The organism is Novosphingobium sp. PhB165, from assembly GCF_004341845.1.
Taxonomy (GTDB): Bacteria; Pseudomonadota; Alphaproteobacteria; order Sphingomonadales; family Sphingomonadaceae; genus Novosphingobium.
In genome coordinates, this window is sequence record NZ_SLVB01000004.1 from 572,325 (window position 1) to 587,279 (window position 14,955).

The following is a 14,955-nucleotide window of genomic DNA, read 5'->3' on the forward strand; positions in this document are numbered from 1 at the left end:
GGGTCTTGGCATGCTAGGAACGCTTGCGAAAGCCCGCATCCCACGCTAGGGCGCGCGTCTCCAGTGCATGCGGAGCGGTGGCCGAGTGGTCGAAGGCGCTCGCCTGGAAAGTGAGTATACGCCAAAAGCGTATCGAGGGTTCGAATCCCTCCCGCTCCGCCACTGGCTGATCCAGCCAAATCCAAAGCGAATCAAAAAAGCTCCACGTTCCTAGAGCGTTACGAGCGATTCGCGTCCCCACGCGTCCTTCTCTGTCCATCGGTGACCGATTGGTAACTTGATAAGAAGTGTGGGAAAAATGGCTATGGGAAAACTCTCTGCGGCAGCTGTGAAATCCATTACCCGCCCCGGCCGATGGGGCGACGGCGACGGTCTCTTTCTGGTCGTGCAACCAAGCGGGACCAAGAGCTGGCTGTGTCGGGTCCAAAAGAACGGCACGCGCCGCGATTTCGGCCTCGGCAGCGCGACAAAGGTCCCCCTCGCGCTGGCGCGCGAGCGAGCCGCCGAAATTCGCACCTGGGTGGAGATGGGGCTCGATCCGATTCTCGAGAGACAAAAAGCGGAGGGCGTTCCGACCTTTCGACTAATGGCTGGGCAGGTGATAGCGGCGCTTCGCAAGACCTGGCGAAACGAAAAGCACGAAGCCCAGTGGATGACGACGCTCGAGGTCTATGCCTTTCCGCGCCTCGGGAACGTGAAAGTCAGCGAAATCACCGGGCCCATGATTCGCGAAGTGCTGATGGCAATCTGGCTCTCGAAGCCGGAAACGGCCCGGCGCGTCCGGCAGCGTATCGGCACCGTGCTGGATTGGGCCTATGCCTCAGGGTACCGGGATAGCGAAGCGCCGATGCGGGCGATCTCCAAGGGCCTGCCCCGGCAGCCCAAAAAGGACAATCACTTCGAGGCCATGGATTATGACAGGGTGCCTGCGTTCCTAGTCAAACTTAGCGCGCGCGAATCGTACGGTAGATTCGCATTGCACTTTGCCATCCTGACGGCGGCCCGGTCCGGCGAGGTGCGAGGCGCCACCTGGGACGAGATCGATCTGGAGGCGAAGCTCTGGACGATCCCCAAACAGCGCATGAAGGCGCAGCGCGAGCACGTGGTGCCGCTCTCCACACCCGCAATCCGGATTCTTGAGCGATGCGCCGAATTGCGCCATCCGCGCTGCCCGCTTCTGTTTCCGGGCCTTCGGCGCAATGCACCGCTTTCCAATATGACCCTAACCCAGCTCCTCAGGGACATGAAGCAGACCTGCACGGTTCACGGATTTCGCTCGTCCTTCCGGGACTGGGTCAGCGAAGAGACCCAGCATCCCGGAGATGTCGCCGAAGCCGCGCTGGCGCATCTCGTGAAGGACAAGACCGAAGCCGCCTACCGGCGCGGCAATCTGCTCCAGAAGCGGCGGATCATGATGGATGATTGGGCCGCGTTCTGTTGTCAGAACGATAGTGGCAGATTGGATGCGTCCGCTTCCGCCAGCGAAAGTGATCTGGATCACGAAGAGTGAAAAAATCCCTGTAGACAGTGGGATAGCGCTTCACTTAGCCGTTTTCGAAACATTGAACGGGGGCTCAGTTGAAGAAAGCTGTTTTGGCGGTTGTAGCCGCGATCGTCGTCGCGGCCGGTGGCTGGTACTGGTTGTCGCCCGGTCTGGCGATGAAGGGGCTGCGCGACGCGGCGCTGGCGGGCGACAAGGACGAATTGCGCGAGCGTGTCGATTTTCCGGCCATTCGCGAATCCTTGAAGAGCCAGATGCGCGCGATGGTGACCGCCGAACTGGCGAAGGAGAAGGACAATCCCTTCGCCGCGATGGGCATGGCTTTTGCGGGCGCTATCATCGATCCCATGATCGATGGTGCCGTTTCGCCCGAAGGCATCAAGGTCATGGTCGAAAGCGGGAAGATGAAGACTCCGGGGCAGCCGGTAGCCGATCAGACCAAGGGTGAAGAGGCCCAGTGGCAGATCGAGCGGCGAGGGCTGGACCGCTTCACGGCGCATCCGAAGGCACGGGACGGCGAAAAGGCGCCGACGCTCATCTTCAAGCGCGATGGCCTGGGATGGGAGCTGGTGGATATCGAAGTGCCTGCGCCGGCAGACAAAACGCAGGCGGGCAATTGATGCGAGGCGCCTCGGCGTAGCGTTTGCCAGCTTATTGGATTGGGCGGAGGGGCGGGAGCGTTTCGGTGTTCCCGGCCTCGCTTCGCCCCCGTCTTCTCCAGATGCCAGAACCTTCGAGCCGATCTTTGTAGAAGATCGCTTATGCCGCGTGCTTGGCTGCTGCCGCGTATCTCGAAGCCGGTTTGCTCTCTTGTCGCGCGGATTGGCTCGTGCAGGACAGCACGCGAAATGTGTATTCGCCGGTCTCGTGGGTATCGAGGCCGAGACAGGCCTGTTTTCCGTCGGACAACTGCGTGAGCAGCCTGTTTATGACGGAAGGCGGAAGGATCATGTCGACTTCCACGCGGTCCTCATAGACCCGGCCGATACCGAGAGTGTCCGGACTTCTGAATACGGTGCCCGGCTCGTTCAAATATAAGCGAACTTCCGCCCCTGTTCGGACCCATGGGTTCGAAGAGGTGTCGTCTGCGACCTGCCCGAGAAGCTCGCCGTCGGCAAGCCGCTCGATCCTGATCTTCAAATCCGCTCCGTTCACTTTTATTCCCCTCGATTCGTCGCCATAATACACCCGCTCATCGCAATATTAAATGTGTCATTATTTGCGATAAGGGACTATTCAGGCTCGATTTCCTGAGGGGCGCTTCGTTTTTTGCGCGGAAAATTTGCAGCAAAATGGTCGGGAGCAGCGATCAGCATGGCTGATTCGTTCGCGATCTGGATGCAGAGGAAATGTTGCAGGACTCGCCTCTAGCGAAGCGGCTTGGGCTGCGGAAAGAAGCTTGCTGAGTGGCCGTCGGAGTTCCTGGGCCCCGCTGTGTCAGTGAGGGTGCGCCTCGTCCCTGCGCCACACGCCCTTGCGCAGACGCTTGATGCTCGTGCCGCAGCTTGCGCACGTGCTCAGATAATGGCCCGAGATGTCCCATTTGGCATCATGGCGAACGGGCTCGTGACGGTTCAAAAGGCATCGCACTGCCTGCGGGAACATCTGCATGCGACTATCCTTTCGAGACATTCTCAAATAGCTCCGACGCGGATTTCTGCAGAGCGATCAGCGTCGGCCTGTAAGCTGAACAAATTTAACATTAACACAAGGTTACAATTTGCTGCAGTGCAAAATTTCTGACTGAAAACCCGCAAATCGATTCGTCTAAAGATCACCCTTAATGGGTATTTTGATGACAAGTTTTTGGCGAGATTTCGGTTCCACAGTCTGGCGGATGAGTCCAACAGGTGGTCTCTTTCTTCCAAAGCGGAGGGGGGGCAGGACTTCGGCTGTCGGTAAGCCGGGACGTTTTCATCCATGCCCCTCTGCAGGCCTGCCGACCCGCCAAGTGATCCGAGGGCAGCGCAGGGATCTGCTCAATCGGACGCGCTTCGGCGATGCGGCCGAGTCCGCCCATGACTGTACCTTCGGGATCAGAGATCCGTCGCCGATGACGAAGTAGGCATGGCCATCGATTGATGGGCGGCCATCGGAAAGCCGGTCCTGATTGCTCACTTGCTGAGACCTCGAGAGTTACGAACGTCGGACATCAGGAATTCTCCAGCGTCAGGAGGCAGGCCGTCACAGGCGTGTGCGGCGCCAGCGCCAGGTGGCGATCGACGTGGACGATCCCGGTGTCGGCAAAGATTATTTCGGCAACATCGAACCCATGTTCTGGAAATGCTGCGATGAAAGCCTCGGCGGCGGCTATGTTAATACGCGTAAAAAGTCGATCATGGGACGACCGAAGGTCGGCAGCGAAGAAGTGAGCGTGCGGATGAACCGCGCTCAACTTGACGCGATTGATGCTTGGCGCGCATGTCAGGACGGCCAGATCGGGCGCCCTGAGGCAATCCGTCGACTGGTTCGCAAGGCCTGACGCAGGGGGGAATATGAGAATTGTTGATTTAATTGGTACGTTTGATCGCATTTTGGCCGATGCTGAAAGCAACGGCACGAATGTTATCGAGCTTCGCATTCGCAACGCGCATTGGGCCGAAATCGGTGAATACATGGACAATTCTGACGAATATGACGTCAGTGAATGGCTTACTATGCACTACCGTGGCGTTCCGATCGGCTTCAGTGATCTGAAAGACAACGAAATGGTTGTTTCCGTTTATGGGGACGGTGCCGTGTCGGCTGAATGAAAACTTGATCCGCCGGGGCAGGAGCCGCGGCGGATCGTTAGACACTTTTGTGGCAATGGATTGAACCATCGGGCTTTCTCTGCAGGGCCCCTAAGCCTGAGCGAGTGCTTCTACCATTTCGACGTCCACACGGTGAGACTTCCACCTCACCACGCTGTCTGCCATTCCTTGGGGGACGCAAGCGCCAAAGACTAGAAAAGCGCCCGCAACCTGAGCAGTGAACCCGAATAATCCACTGTCAGCACGATGACCCCAGACGTACGTGAACTGGTCTCCGATGTCCGTGTTGCGGCGGTTGGTCGTCCTTAGATCGGGAAACAGTTCCATTGCTGCCTGAGCAACTTCGACCGATTTGGGATCAGCAATCGGAAGCCAAGCTGTCCCTATATCGAATTCAAGCGGGAGCGGGCTGCCGATTTCCTTGTAGTAAAGTGCACAGGTGAGGCGCCGGGTGAACAACTCCATCGGTTTGGTCATTTCAGCAGGCAACTGCAACAACGAGACCTCGCTGTAGGTCAATCCGGGCGCGAGGACCATTTGCTTCGAGGCAAAATGGCGGCGCGCTTCTCTGACGTCCTGGGTCACGTTGGGCATAAGAGTGGGGTTGTTGTTTTTCACGCCCAGCACCAGGCGGCCGAGTTGTGCCAGATCAATGTCGCGATTGGATTGATCCGCAAGCAGCAGGTACAACGCGACCACCTGCTCGAGATTGCCAGCGCTGTTATTGCAGCGCTTACACGCCGGAAAACTGAACCCTTCGGGTCCTACTCGCCCGCGGAAGCACTCTCGCGATGGAACATGGTCCTCACTCTCAGTCGGATTTGATGCGCAGAAGTAGCAGGTCGGGTGTTCTGTCTTAAAGCGTTCCATCTTCTGTTTCTTCCGGCCCATCTGGTCTCCTTAATTGACGCGGATATACGTTTCACCATGCAAGACGCCGAATTCAGTACTTGTCCCGATCGCGAAGGATTGCTTCCTGAAACGGCGGCATGACCTCGTAAAGCACGCTCGAAACCATCATGATGATGTCATTTGCCAGCAGGGCTGATGCCTTCAATATTGTGTCCGACACCTGCTTGATAGTAGCGTGATCGATCTGGTCGCGCGTCCGCCCCTCCCGAGCGTTTGATTCATCCTCATAAAGCCCAAGCTGTTTTCCGCGATCAATATTCTTCGCAATCACTTCTTCGAAGAAGCGTCGCTCATCAGAATTAATGAAGCCTTCGGCCATTTCGGCCATAGCCAGGGCCTTCTGGTCCTCTGGGCCCAAGATCATGGCTTTGAAAAACGGCAGAAGTTTGTCGGCGATCAGTACGCAAGCGACTGCCCACTGCTTTTGGAGATGCCCGGTTCGATTTTGTCGCGTCGTCTCTTGCCCCAAATGCTGCCACCGCATCTGAACAATCTTGCCGACCTCCTCCAACGCAATCACGCTGAGGACGTAAGCGCTGGGCAATCTATCGTTTGCCATCAAAAGCGTTGCATCTTCCACCAGGCGAGTGATGTTCTCCATCACCGGCTCGATCGTGATCGACTGGTCTTCGTGCACTTTCCCTCCAGAATTTTTTGATGGCCATTGCGGCGGATACACCCTCCGCCGTGGTAGCGGTGCAAAGTCGGCAGCTTTTGGCACGTTGGGTCTAACAGAAAAACCTCGAATCCTAGAGATACGACCCTGCGACTTGGTTCGCTGGATTGATCAAGCGCATCCCGGCTGATTTAATCCCGGCCTCCATCGCTGCCGCCACCTCCATCGCTGCCGCCACCTCCATCGCTGCCGCCACCTCCATCGCTGCCGCCACCTCCATCGCTGCCGCCACCTCCATCGCTGCCGCCACCTCCATCGCTGCCGCCCCGCCACCTCCATCGCTGCCGCCACCTCCATCGCTGCCGCCACCTCCATCGCTGCCGCCACCTCCATCGCTGCCGCCACCTCCATCGCTGCCGCCGCCTCCATCGCCGCCGCCGCCGGCATCACCGCCGCGGCCGGCATCACCGCCGCCGCGGCCGGCATCACCGCCGCGGCCGGCATCACCGCCGCCGCCGGCATCACCGCCGCCGCCGGCATCACCGCCGCCGCCGGCATCACCGCCGCCGCCGGCATCATCGCCGCCGTCATCTGTGCTGCCGCCATTATCGGGGTTACCGCCGTTGTCGGGGTTGGTTCCGTCATCCGGGGAGGTGCCGTCATTGGTCATGCCGCTGTCGTCGGGGGTGCTACCTTCGTCGGCGCTGCCGCTGCCGTCGACCGCAGCGGGCTCATCGCTAGTCCCAGGGTCATTGTTGAGACCAGGATCATCGCTTTTTCCAGGATCGTCACTGCTGTCGACGTCATTGGTCGTACCGGGATCGTCCTCGGTTCTGGCTTGGTTGTCGCCGTGCTGGTAATCGCTGGTTATCTCGGTGCCATCAATATCGATGGACGAGCCGCGCTCGGCATACTCGGAAATCAGTTCGGCGGTGGTCCATGCTTCACCGTTTCGACCGCGTTCTGTGGTTGACCCGTCGGTGTTAACGTCGACTGTATGCCACTCGCCATTATCCTCTCGATCAATAACGGTGACTCGACCATCCGGTTGAGTGATCTCGATTTCGGTAGCGCGGGCTGCACCCGAAAGAAGAAGAAAAACAAGGCCCCATACTTGCTTTGATTTGCGCATCGGAATGCCCTCCACACAAGTGGAAACGGCGCCCCGTGAGTTCTATGATATAGTAATGCGTTCTTTGTTTCTACTGGAAGATGGAGTTTCTCAAGCACACTTTGTGCGGTGAATGCAGTCGCAACTTTCTTGAAGCAAAGTCAGCGTAACGGCCGTACGTCTCCGGCCAGATGTGCCTTGGGAGTAGGTTGGCGGCGGATAACCCCTCCGCCGTGGTCGCATCGCAAAGGCGAGAGCCGGGCTACGCGCTTTTGAATGAAGCGCCTATATTCCGGGAGGGTGCCGAGCTTTCCGCTATAGAACCAGGCAATCACGAAGCCGGAGATCGCGAAAAACAAGTCGACAAACAACCGGAACGATCCGAGGTCGCCCAAGACCTGTTGTGCATGTCCGAGCAAAATCGCGAGAAATGCAGAACAACAATGTCGATTGACGCAACAAACCGCAGAAAATCGATGTGCAGTAGCTCTTCCGAGCTATCGCGCAATCTTCCAAACAAGAGCACCCCCGTCATGCCCAAAGGCAATCCTAGCCCCCCCTTAGACTTTGGATTAAACCAACGTTAATCGCGGAGGGGCGTGCCAAAGGCTTTGGTAGGCAGGAGATAATGTGCGGCGGCGCCTAGGCTACGAGCCGAAGGATAAGCGGCGATAAGCCCTCGATGTGCCATTTCACCGCGACTATTGCCGCAGCCGAGCATGCGACGTTGGTGGCGAACCTCAATCGGTTTGCCTTATTGCCGCGTTCGGTGGCGCCCAGTTCGATCAGTGCCGCGACGATGGCAAATGTTGCGATCTGCCATCGCGTTTCCACGTAACGAAATGAGGCACGACGAAGGGCCCCGCACAAAGCGAGGGCCATTGTCGACGTGATGATGGCCAATAGCCGCACCGCCGCCGCTTATCCTCCCGATTCCGATGCTACAAGACCATCTTTTGCAGGGTGTCCCGGAAGCGAACAGTCCAAGAGATAACCATGCATCGTCACTGCGTCAGCGAACGAATATTGTGCGCCGCAGCGTTTCGAAACCTTCCATTAACACTGAATTTGTCGGATATACGTGCCCGCGTTGATCGCTTTTGCAGAAAACTGCGTCGGGGTGATTTGAGCGTGTCTCTAGGGGGTGACGGCATGCAGATTCTACCACAGGCAGTGCGCTGCCTATTCAATCGACACGAGCCGAACCGCCGAGATGCGAAATGGGATGGTTCCGGGCACTTTCGCGGCAAGTGTGCAGGCTGCGGCGCCGATATCAAGCGGCTGCGCAAAGGCGTATGGCGAAAAGGTTGGGCTGATCTAAGCTGACTCTGTGGACAATCGCCCCAGGCATAATGGTGTCTCCCGATCCGTGAGGACCTCATGACTGACATAGAACGCCTGCGCATGGCCTCCGTGGATGATGTGGAGCGCGCCCTCAAGAATGCCTCGTTTGGTTCGTGGCCAATTGACGATGCCGCGCTGCTCGAATTCTCCAACCTCATGCTCGGCACGATGCCCGGGCAGACGGCCGGAGACGGCATAATGTGGCCAGGGCTGCGGCGCCCGACGCAATGCCGGCGGGCTCGGCGGACTGCTTATATAGGGTCGGGCGCGACGGTTCGTTTGAGCCATGGCTGGTCGGTCCGGTCGACAACCAGCGGTCTTTCCCATGTCCTCAGCAGCGAGAACGCCTGGTCCGGTGTGCCAGTGGACCAGCGGGCCCAATCCTCCGGCGTGAGGATAGCCGGCATCCGGTCATGCACATCGGCCATCTGCTCGCTGCCCGGCACCATGACCATGGAGTAGGCGTCGCCCCATTCATCGGTGGGCTACCAGATCTCTGCGACGGCAACGAGGTCCTCGCCAGGCAGCGAATACCAAGTGCGCGTCATCCGGCCCGCTGCGCTCTGGGCTTGGGCCGATGCGCTGACAGGAATCAGGCAGGATCGGTCTCGGAAGCTCTCGCGCCACACCGGATTGCCTCGAAGCTTGTCGTCGCGCGCGTTGTTCGTCGCACCCGGCTTCAGGGGCTTGCCGGTCTTCTTGCTCACCGCGCGCCGGGGGAAGCCCCACGTCATCGTGGGGACCGCTCCGTCAGCGATCACGAGTCCGGTGTATTTCGGATAGACCTTGGCGGCAAAGTCCACGCCGTTGCTGGGGACGGCGGAGAACAACTTGGCGATCTCGGCGCCGGCCTTCCTGTTGATAAAGGTTGCAAATGCGAGGTCTGCCGGTCGACGAAGCTACGCGAGTTCCGCGAGGATCCTATGCTTGATGGCACTCACTCACCACCGTCTGGTTGTGTCGTGCGATATTTCTTCCAGTTGGCCTCGTCGGCGGCGTTGGTGATCGTTACACCATCAGGCGCCGTATACGGGAAGCGGCTAGGACCAGTCGAGGGGACCTTTGATGCAACGGCACCGGCCGATTTGAGCGTGCGGGCAGTTACCTCTGGCGGCACTGACTTGCTTGCGTGATTACCATAACAGCGGCCCATTGCTGCCGAGAAATCAGCACTCTCCAGTGCTACAACTGTGCTGTCGGCGACGAAGAACGGCTTGAAACCGGTGTATGTGCCGAAGCTGCTTTTTCCTTTCGCCTCGCCGGCGAAAACCGAACGATCGGCTGGACAGACATCATGTTGCGAAATTGCGCCGCATCGGGATCCAGCATACTGTAGCACACCATATCCTTCGCGGGGGCGTAAGGATCCGCAAAATCACACCCTGAAAGCGGCAGGCCCAGCTGCACAAGCACATGCACTGTTGCAGTGAGTGGATACCGTAAGGCGGGTGGGCTCGGCCGCTCGCGCCGTCACTGGCTACCGGTTTTGGCGCTTCGTCGTCTTTGCATCTCGCGGGTCGCTTTCCATTGCAGCTCTTATCGAACAGGCAATCTTGTTGCCGTGTTTGGATCCCGGCGGTTTTTGCGTCAGTTTCCGCGAAAGTTATGAGGCAAAGTCGGGCTGCCCCGCGCGCCGGCGCGCGGCCGGGCTCTATCTCGCTTGCGCTCGACCGAGCCGCCTCACGGCGTCTCGTCCCTTCGGGTGACGATCCCTTGCAGGGGGCGGGGCCTGCGGTCCCGCAAGCAGACATCGCGCGTGTGCGCGATGGCGCCTGATTGGCCTTCCGGCCTGGCGGGGTGGGCGTCGCTCATCCTCTAGGCCCGCCGCGGCGCGGTGCAAGGCGAGCAGGCTCGCCTCCTCCATTCCATTCCGGCCCTGCGGGTGCACCGCGCCTCGATCGGCGTGCCTGCCGGATCGCTCCTGCCGCCCACCCCGCCGTCCGGCGGCCAATGCGCGGTTAGAAAAGGAGTGAAGGACAATGGAACTGAAGCACATCGAGCTTGGCCGTCTGTCGGTCTCCGAGCTCAACATGCGGGGCACCCGCAAGGCCTGCGATATCGCCAATATCCTGCCCTCGGTTCGGGCACGGGGCGTGCTGGTGCCGCTCATCGTTCGCGAACTGGCGGGTGGTGCTGCCGGTTTAAGCGGCGAAGGTGAGGGCGGCGATCACGCTCCCGCCTATGAAATCCTTGCAGGCAAGCGGCGCTATCATGCGGCGCTGACCTTGGCCGAGGAAGGGGACGGCATTGAGGACCTGCCCTGCGCGGTACTGGAACCCGGCGACGATGCAGCCGCGCTCGAAGCCTCCCTGATCGAGAACATTGCCCGGCTCGATCCCGACGAGATGACCCGCTGCGAGACGTTCGTGCGCCTCATGCGGGAAGGGCGGTCGGTCGAGGACGTGGCCTACACCTTCGGGCTGACCGCCTTGCAGGTGAAGCGCACGCTGGCGCTGGGTAACCTGATCCCGCGCCTGCGCAATCTCTACCGCTCGGAGAAGATTGATCCCGTGTCCCTTCGCCATCTCACCATGGCATCGAGGTCCCGGCAGCGCGAATGGCTGGCCCTGTTCGATACCCCCGGCGCCTATACGCCCACCGGTTTTGCGCTCAAGGCATGGCTGTTCGGAGGGGCATCGATCCCGACCTCTTCGGCCCTGTTCGATGTCGAGGCCTACGCAGGCGAGATCGTCGCGGACCTGTTCGGCGCCGAGCGTTACTTCGCCTCCTCCGAGGCTTTCTGGGCAGCGCAGATGGAAGCGGTCGAGGCCAGGGCGGCGGATCTGCGCGAACATGGCTGGCCCGAGGTCGTGGTGATGCCGCGCGGCGAGTCTTTCCATTCATGGGAGTACGAGCACGTCGCCAAATCGAAAGGCGGCAGGGTCTATATCGCTATCGGCCATCGCGGCGATGTGACGATCCACGAAGGCTATCTCACCGTCAAGGAAGCGCGGCGGCTGGAACGCGGCGAAGCAATCGAGCACGCCGTTCGCCCCGAGGTATCGAATACGGTCAATGGTTACATCGACCTGCATCGCCATGCGGCAGTGCGGGCGAGGCTGGCGGGCGATCCCGGCCTGTCGCTCCGGGTCATGGCCGCGCATGCGATTGCCGGTTCGCCGCTCTGGCATGTGCGGATCGAGGATCAGCGTGCGCCGAACGATGCGGTGGCAGAAAGCGTCGAGGGCTGCGTTTCCGAAGCGGCATTCGATACCGGGCGGCGGCAGGTTCTTGCTCTGCTGGGATTGAATGGGGAGACGCCGACCGTCACCGGCAGCGATCCGGATGGCGGCGATATTTGCGGTCTGCTCCTGCGTCTGATTGCGCTCAGTGACGAGCAGGTGATGGCCGTTCTGGCTGTCGTCATGGGCGAAACGCTGGCGGTCGGAACCAGTCTTGTCGACCTGCTCGGGCGGCATATGGGCGTCGACATGGCGGCCGTCTGGCAGGCGGACGATGCCTTGCTCGATAGTATCCGCGACCGCGAGGTTATGGGGCTGCTGCTGACCGAAGTGGCGGGTGAAACGGTCGCCGCCGAGAATGCGAAAGCTGCCACCAAGGTCCAGCGCGCAATCATCCGGGACTGCCTTGCGGGCGACCACGGACGGGCGAAAGTCGAGGGCTGGGTACCGCGATGGATGGCGTTTCCGGCCACGGCTTACACTGCGCGCGGAGGTGTCGGCAGTGCCGAGCGGTCGCAGCGCATTGCCATGCTGCTGGCGGTGGAAGCTACGAGCAAGGGCGACGGCGATCAACCCCACAACCTGCCGCACGCGGCCTGACCCGGAAGCCCGGCTGCGCGCAGTGGGGCCGGGATTTCCCTCCAAGGGAGATATGAAAATGGAACAGAAATCCGATCAAGCCTCCAATCCAGAGGGGCTGGCACGCATCGAAGCAGCACTGGCCGAACTGCCGCAAATGCAGCGGCAAATCTTCCTCGCCCGATGCGTCTATCACATGGAAATGCGCGAAATCGCTCGCCAGACGGGGCTCTCCGAACGTCGGGTCCATATATACATGGGGCGCGCCATCAATGCCCTCGTACGAAGCGTTATCCGACATGACCAGGGGGATGTCTGAGCATCCCATGGCAACGCGTTTGGCCGGTCCTTCGGGATCGGCCAAGCCGTTTTCGTATCCCGGTTCATGGGCCCGGCATGGGTTGAACGCCCCATGGCTGCCACCCGCGCTAAAGAACCCGGTAGCCTACAAATTGTTTGCTTGCCCTTGAGCAAGGACACAGCGAGAATCCCTTGATGCGTATGGACATAGACCATCTGCCTTCGATCCAGCAGCAGGAGCTGGCGCGAGCGACGCAAATTCTGATGGAGGAATTCTCCGTCGCGACTTCGCGCGCCACGCAGCCGTGGAAGCGGAACGGCAAGGTCCAGAAGATCATTCTGTTCGGCAGCTATGCACGCGGCGACTGGGTCGACGAGCCCGAAAACGGCTACCAATCCGACTACGATCTGCTCATCATTGTCAGCCACGAGCGTCTCACCGATATCGCCGAATTCTGGTACGTTGCCGAGGACAAGATCCTTCGTGATCCGGCCATCGGCCGTCAGGTGAACATCATCGTTCACACGCTGGATGACGTGAACAGGGGGCTTACTCGCGGCGAGTATTTCTGGGTCGATATCGCACGGGACGGCATCGCACTTTACGAACTGGCCGGTGTCGCGCTCGCCCAGCCGCAGCCGCTTACGAAGGCTGACGCTTTCGAAATGGCCTCAAAATACTTGGCCGAAAAATTGCCTGACATCGATGTCTGGCTAGAGACGGCGGCCACGCAATTGGCACGGAATGACGATCCGCTTAGATATCGACGACATGCCGCATTCAACCTTCATCAGGCGGCAGAAACGGCCTATATCTGCTACCTCTTGGTTCGCAGCCAGTATGTGCCGCGCTCCCACAACCTGAAGTTCCTGCGGTCTTTGGCCGAGGATAAGAAACCGGCCCTGATCGAAGCCTGGCCTCGCGCCACCAAGCTGGATCGCCGCCGGTTCGAGCTTGCAAAGCGTGCCTACGTTGAGGCTCGGTATTCCTCATCTTACGAAATCAGTATCGAGGACTTGCAGGCGATCCGTGCGGCGGTTTGCAAGCTGCGCGATACGGTGGAAGCTGCGTCGCTGCAGTGGATCGAGAGCCTGCGTCCGGCTGCCGAGAGGCTATCCCGGCAGTAGCCTCGCGCAGGCTGATTGGGGGCGGTGCAGACGGCCTCCAGTATCCCGATATCCAGCGTCATTTTCAGCACGTCGTCACCATCGATGGCTTTCTTGGGCGGAGAGGTTTCTGCGTCGTTTGCGAGCGTAATGCAGCCGAATTTTCAGCCCGGATCGATCGCTTCATCGAGGCCGTAGCGCACGAATTTGACCATCGCGGCGCCTTCGCTCGCGATGGCAAATCGGCAGCCCGGACGTCCCGGAATCCCGTATTCCCTCACCAGCGTGCCGTCTGAAAACCCGAGCGAAAAACCCTTGGCTTGTGCCGGCGCGAGAACGTCGAGCATGACCTCTATATCGCCCGTCAATCGCAGGCGATGATTCATCTTGGCGTCGATCCGCGGGCCCATGAAATGTTCCGCCCTCGCAGCTCATGCTTTGCTGAAGGATGCGGTAAGTGGAGAACAAACGCGGGAGGGCAGCGCGGTTTCGGTTAGGTCGCGTAAGGCAAGATAAAGCTATGGCACCCCATTTGCCATAACTCTTTGTCTGCACATCTATTTTTTAGCTCTCGGTTGGCACTGAGGCGAAATTGACAGTGCCGTTCCCGAGCCAGACCGAGGTTTTGTGCGGGCGAGGACGGCACTCTGCTCTCCCGGCTGACGTCTGGTGGCACCTAAACCGCATTACGGGCTTCATCGCCGGCATTTCCATCCTCCGGCTGCTGTACCGATAGGATGGACGCATCAGTCGGGCCTCTCCCTCCCTCCCTCCCGAGTGCCCTGGAATTGCCCGGAATGGTGGCAGGCATGACCCCGGAATCCGCACCGCATCAAGCGGCGCAGGAGCGTTTGGATGCCGATTTCGGCAGTGCGCGCGCGGACGCTGTGCTCTCGTCACTGGAGCCGGCTCAGCTCACCAGCATCAATCCGCAAGAATGCGTGGCTGAGGCGTCCGCCCGCGTCGTTAAAATCATGAAGTTCAGACGTGGTTTCGAGAGGCGAAATTTGGTTGTCTAGACGGCGTGGATAAATTGGTTTCTCGATGACGGCTGTTTCGAACTGAGCTAGCGCGCAGTTATGCAAGATGAGAAATCCGAAAGCGTGTATCTGACTGGTCGCCGTCACATCGTCTGGACGGTGATAGCGCTGTTCGCGATCATGTGGGGAGTTCCGCTGCTTCTCAGCAGGGTCGGTGTTTCGTCGCAAGTGACGTTGGTAGTGGTTCTTCCACTGGCACTGGCATGGGTTCTGATAGGTGGTATCCGCTCCTTTCTTATTGTCTGCCCCACATGCCGCAAATCTCTCTTCATGCGTGGTTTTGTCAGCGTTCCTTGGCCAGCAAAACGGTGCGGTAGGTGCGGGAACGATCTCACCAGAGCTTCGTGATAATCTGTGCGTTGCCGACAGATTATTGACGTGGTGCGCTTGAAAAATCGACCATGGCAGATGGGGTTGTCAGGCGCCATGCAAAACTGGGCCGGTAGCGACAAATAGAACTGGGCCCCCTCCTGAATGAGGAGGGACTGATGAGTAGCCTGGATAATGCGA

Annotated in this window: 15 protein-coding genes, 1 tRNA gene and 1 pseudogene; 9 read left to right on the forward strand and 8 right to left on the reverse strand. The window is 59.6% G+C overall.

The genetic code is table 11. The features are described 5' to 3' along the window. Positions 1-71 precede the first annotated feature (71 nt). From EDF56_RS14355 to EDF56_RS14365, 3 genes are all read left to right on the forward strand, one after another. Positions 72-162 (forward strand) — tRNA-Ser (locus EDF56_RS14355). A gap of 136 nt (positions 163-298) precedes the next feature. Then, positions 299-1,510, forward strand: coding sequence for an integrase arm-type DNA-binding domain-containing protein (locus EDF56_RS14360; protein ID WP_347812986.1), 1,212 nt, complete (start codon positions 299-301; stop codon positions 1,508-1,510). A gap of 68 nt (positions 1,511-1,578) precedes the next feature. After that, positions 1,579-2,121, forward strand: coding sequence for a DUF2939 domain-containing protein (locus EDF56_RS14365; RefSeq protein WP_165912191.1), 543 nt, complete (start codon positions 1,579-1,581; stop codon positions 2,119-2,121). A 139-nt stretch (positions 2,122-2,260) separates the two neighbouring features. Here EDF56_RS14365 and EDF56_RS14370 read toward each other — a convergent pair whose 3' ends face one another. Beyond that, positions 2,261-2,641 carry a hypothetical protein gene (locus EDF56_RS14370; RefSeq protein ID WP_165912192.1) on the reverse strand — a complete coding sequence of 127 codons (381 nt, stop codon included), beginning with the start codon at positions 2,639-2,641 and terminating at the stop codon, positions 2,261-2,263. A gap of 1,072 nt (positions 2,642-3,713) precedes the next feature. Here EDF56_RS14370 and EDF56_RS14375 point away from each other — a divergent pair. Both EDF56_RS14375 and EDF56_RS14380 read left to right on the forward strand, forming a co-directional pair. Then, entirely contained in the window at positions 3,714-3,983 is a 270-nt protein-coding gene (locus tag EDF56_RS14375; RefSeq protein ID WP_132388495.1) for a hypothetical protein, read from the forward strand. Positions 3,984-3,996: 13 nt separating this feature from the next. Beyond that, positions 3,997-4,254 carry a hypothetical protein gene (locus EDF56_RS14380; RefSeq protein ID WP_132388497.1) on the forward strand — a complete coding sequence of 86 codons (258 nt, stop codon included), beginning with the start codon at positions 3,997-3,999 and terminating at the stop codon, positions 4,252-4,254. Between the two features lie 90 nt (positions 4,255-4,344). On the opposite strand, the gene EDF56_RS14385 is transcribed toward EDF56_RS14380, so the two are convergent. The 5 genes and pseudogenes from EDF56_RS14385 to EDF56_RS14410 all read right to left on the reverse strand — a co-directional run bounded on the left by EDF56_RS14385 (position 4,345) and on the right by EDF56_RS14410 (position 9,576). Continuing rightward, the gene (locus tag EDF56_RS14385; RefSeq protein ID WP_132388499.1) at positions 4,345-5,145 is read right to left on the reverse strand and encodes a hypothetical protein; all 801 of its coding nucleotides are present in this window, start codon (positions 5,143-5,145) and stop codon (positions 4,345-4,347) included. Positions 5,146-5,197: 52 nt separating this feature from the next. After that, entirely contained in the window at positions 5,198-5,803 is a 606-nt protein-coding gene (locus EDF56_RS14390; protein WP_132388501.1) for an AbiV family abortive infection protein, read from the reverse strand. Positions 5,804-5,915: 112 nt separating this feature from the next. Then, positions 5,916-6,914: a hypothetical protein gene (locus tag EDF56_RS26225; RefSeq protein ID WP_207904701.1), complete on the reverse strand. Its 999-nt coding sequence runs from the start codon at positions 6,912-6,914 to the stop codon at positions 5,916-5,918. 1,574 nt (positions 6,915-8,488) lie between these two features. After that, positions 8,489-9,040: pseudogene (locus EDF56_RS14405) on the reverse strand (SOS response-associated peptidase family protein). 134 nt (positions 9,041-9,174) lie between these two features. After that, on the reverse strand, positions 9,175-9,576 hold the full coding sequence (locus tag EDF56_RS14410) for a hypothetical protein (protein ID WP_132388503.1): 402 nt from the start codon (positions 9,574-9,576) through the stop codon (positions 9,175-9,177). A gap of 640 nt (positions 9,577-10,216) precedes the next feature. Here EDF56_RS14410 and EDF56_RS14415 point away from each other — a divergent pair. The 3 genes from EDF56_RS14415 (at position 10,217) to EDF56_RS14425 (ending at position 13,426) form a co-directional block, all read left to right on the forward strand. Then, positions 10,217-12,019 (forward strand): ParB N-terminal domain-containing protein, encoded by a 1,803-nt coding sequence (locus EDF56_RS14415; protein WP_132388505.1) that lies wholly within the window; start codon positions 10,217-10,219, stop codon positions 12,017-12,019. 58 nt (positions 12,020-12,077) lie between these two features. Continuing rightward, on the forward strand, positions 12,078-12,317 hold the full coding sequence (locus EDF56_RS14420; RefSeq protein WP_165912193.1) for a sigma-70 region 4 domain-containing protein: 240 nt from the start codon (positions 12,078-12,080) through the stop codon (positions 12,315-12,317). A 176-nt stretch (positions 12,318-12,493) separates the two neighbouring features. Continuing rightward, positions 12,494-13,426 (forward strand): nucleotidyltransferase domain-containing protein, encoded by a 933-nt coding sequence (locus EDF56_RS14425; RefSeq protein ID WP_132388637.1) that lies wholly within the window; start codon positions 12,494-12,496, stop codon positions 13,424-13,426. 143 nt (positions 13,427-13,569) lie between these two features. Here EDF56_RS14425 and EDF56_RS14430 read toward each other — a convergent pair whose 3' ends face one another. After that, on the reverse strand, positions 13,570-13,815 hold the full coding sequence (locus tag EDF56_RS14430) for a hypothetical protein (protein WP_132388509.1): 246 nt from the start codon (positions 13,813-13,815) through the stop codon (positions 13,570-13,572). Positions 13,816-14,214: 399 nt separating this feature from the next. Between EDF56_RS14430 and EDF56_RS14435 the strand changes: the two genes are divergently transcribed. Further along, the gene (locus EDF56_RS14435; RefSeq protein WP_165912194.1) at positions 14,215-14,424 is read left to right on the forward strand and encodes a hypothetical protein; all 210 of its coding nucleotides are present in this window, start codon (positions 14,215-14,217) and stop codon (positions 14,422-14,424) included. A 104-nt stretch (positions 14,425-14,528) separates the two neighbouring features. Here EDF56_RS14435 and EDF56_RS26230 read toward each other — a convergent pair. Continuing rightward, positions 14,529-14,955: hypothetical protein (locus EDF56_RS26230; protein ID WP_207904702.1), on the reverse strand; the 427-nt coding region annotated here is incomplete at its 5' end.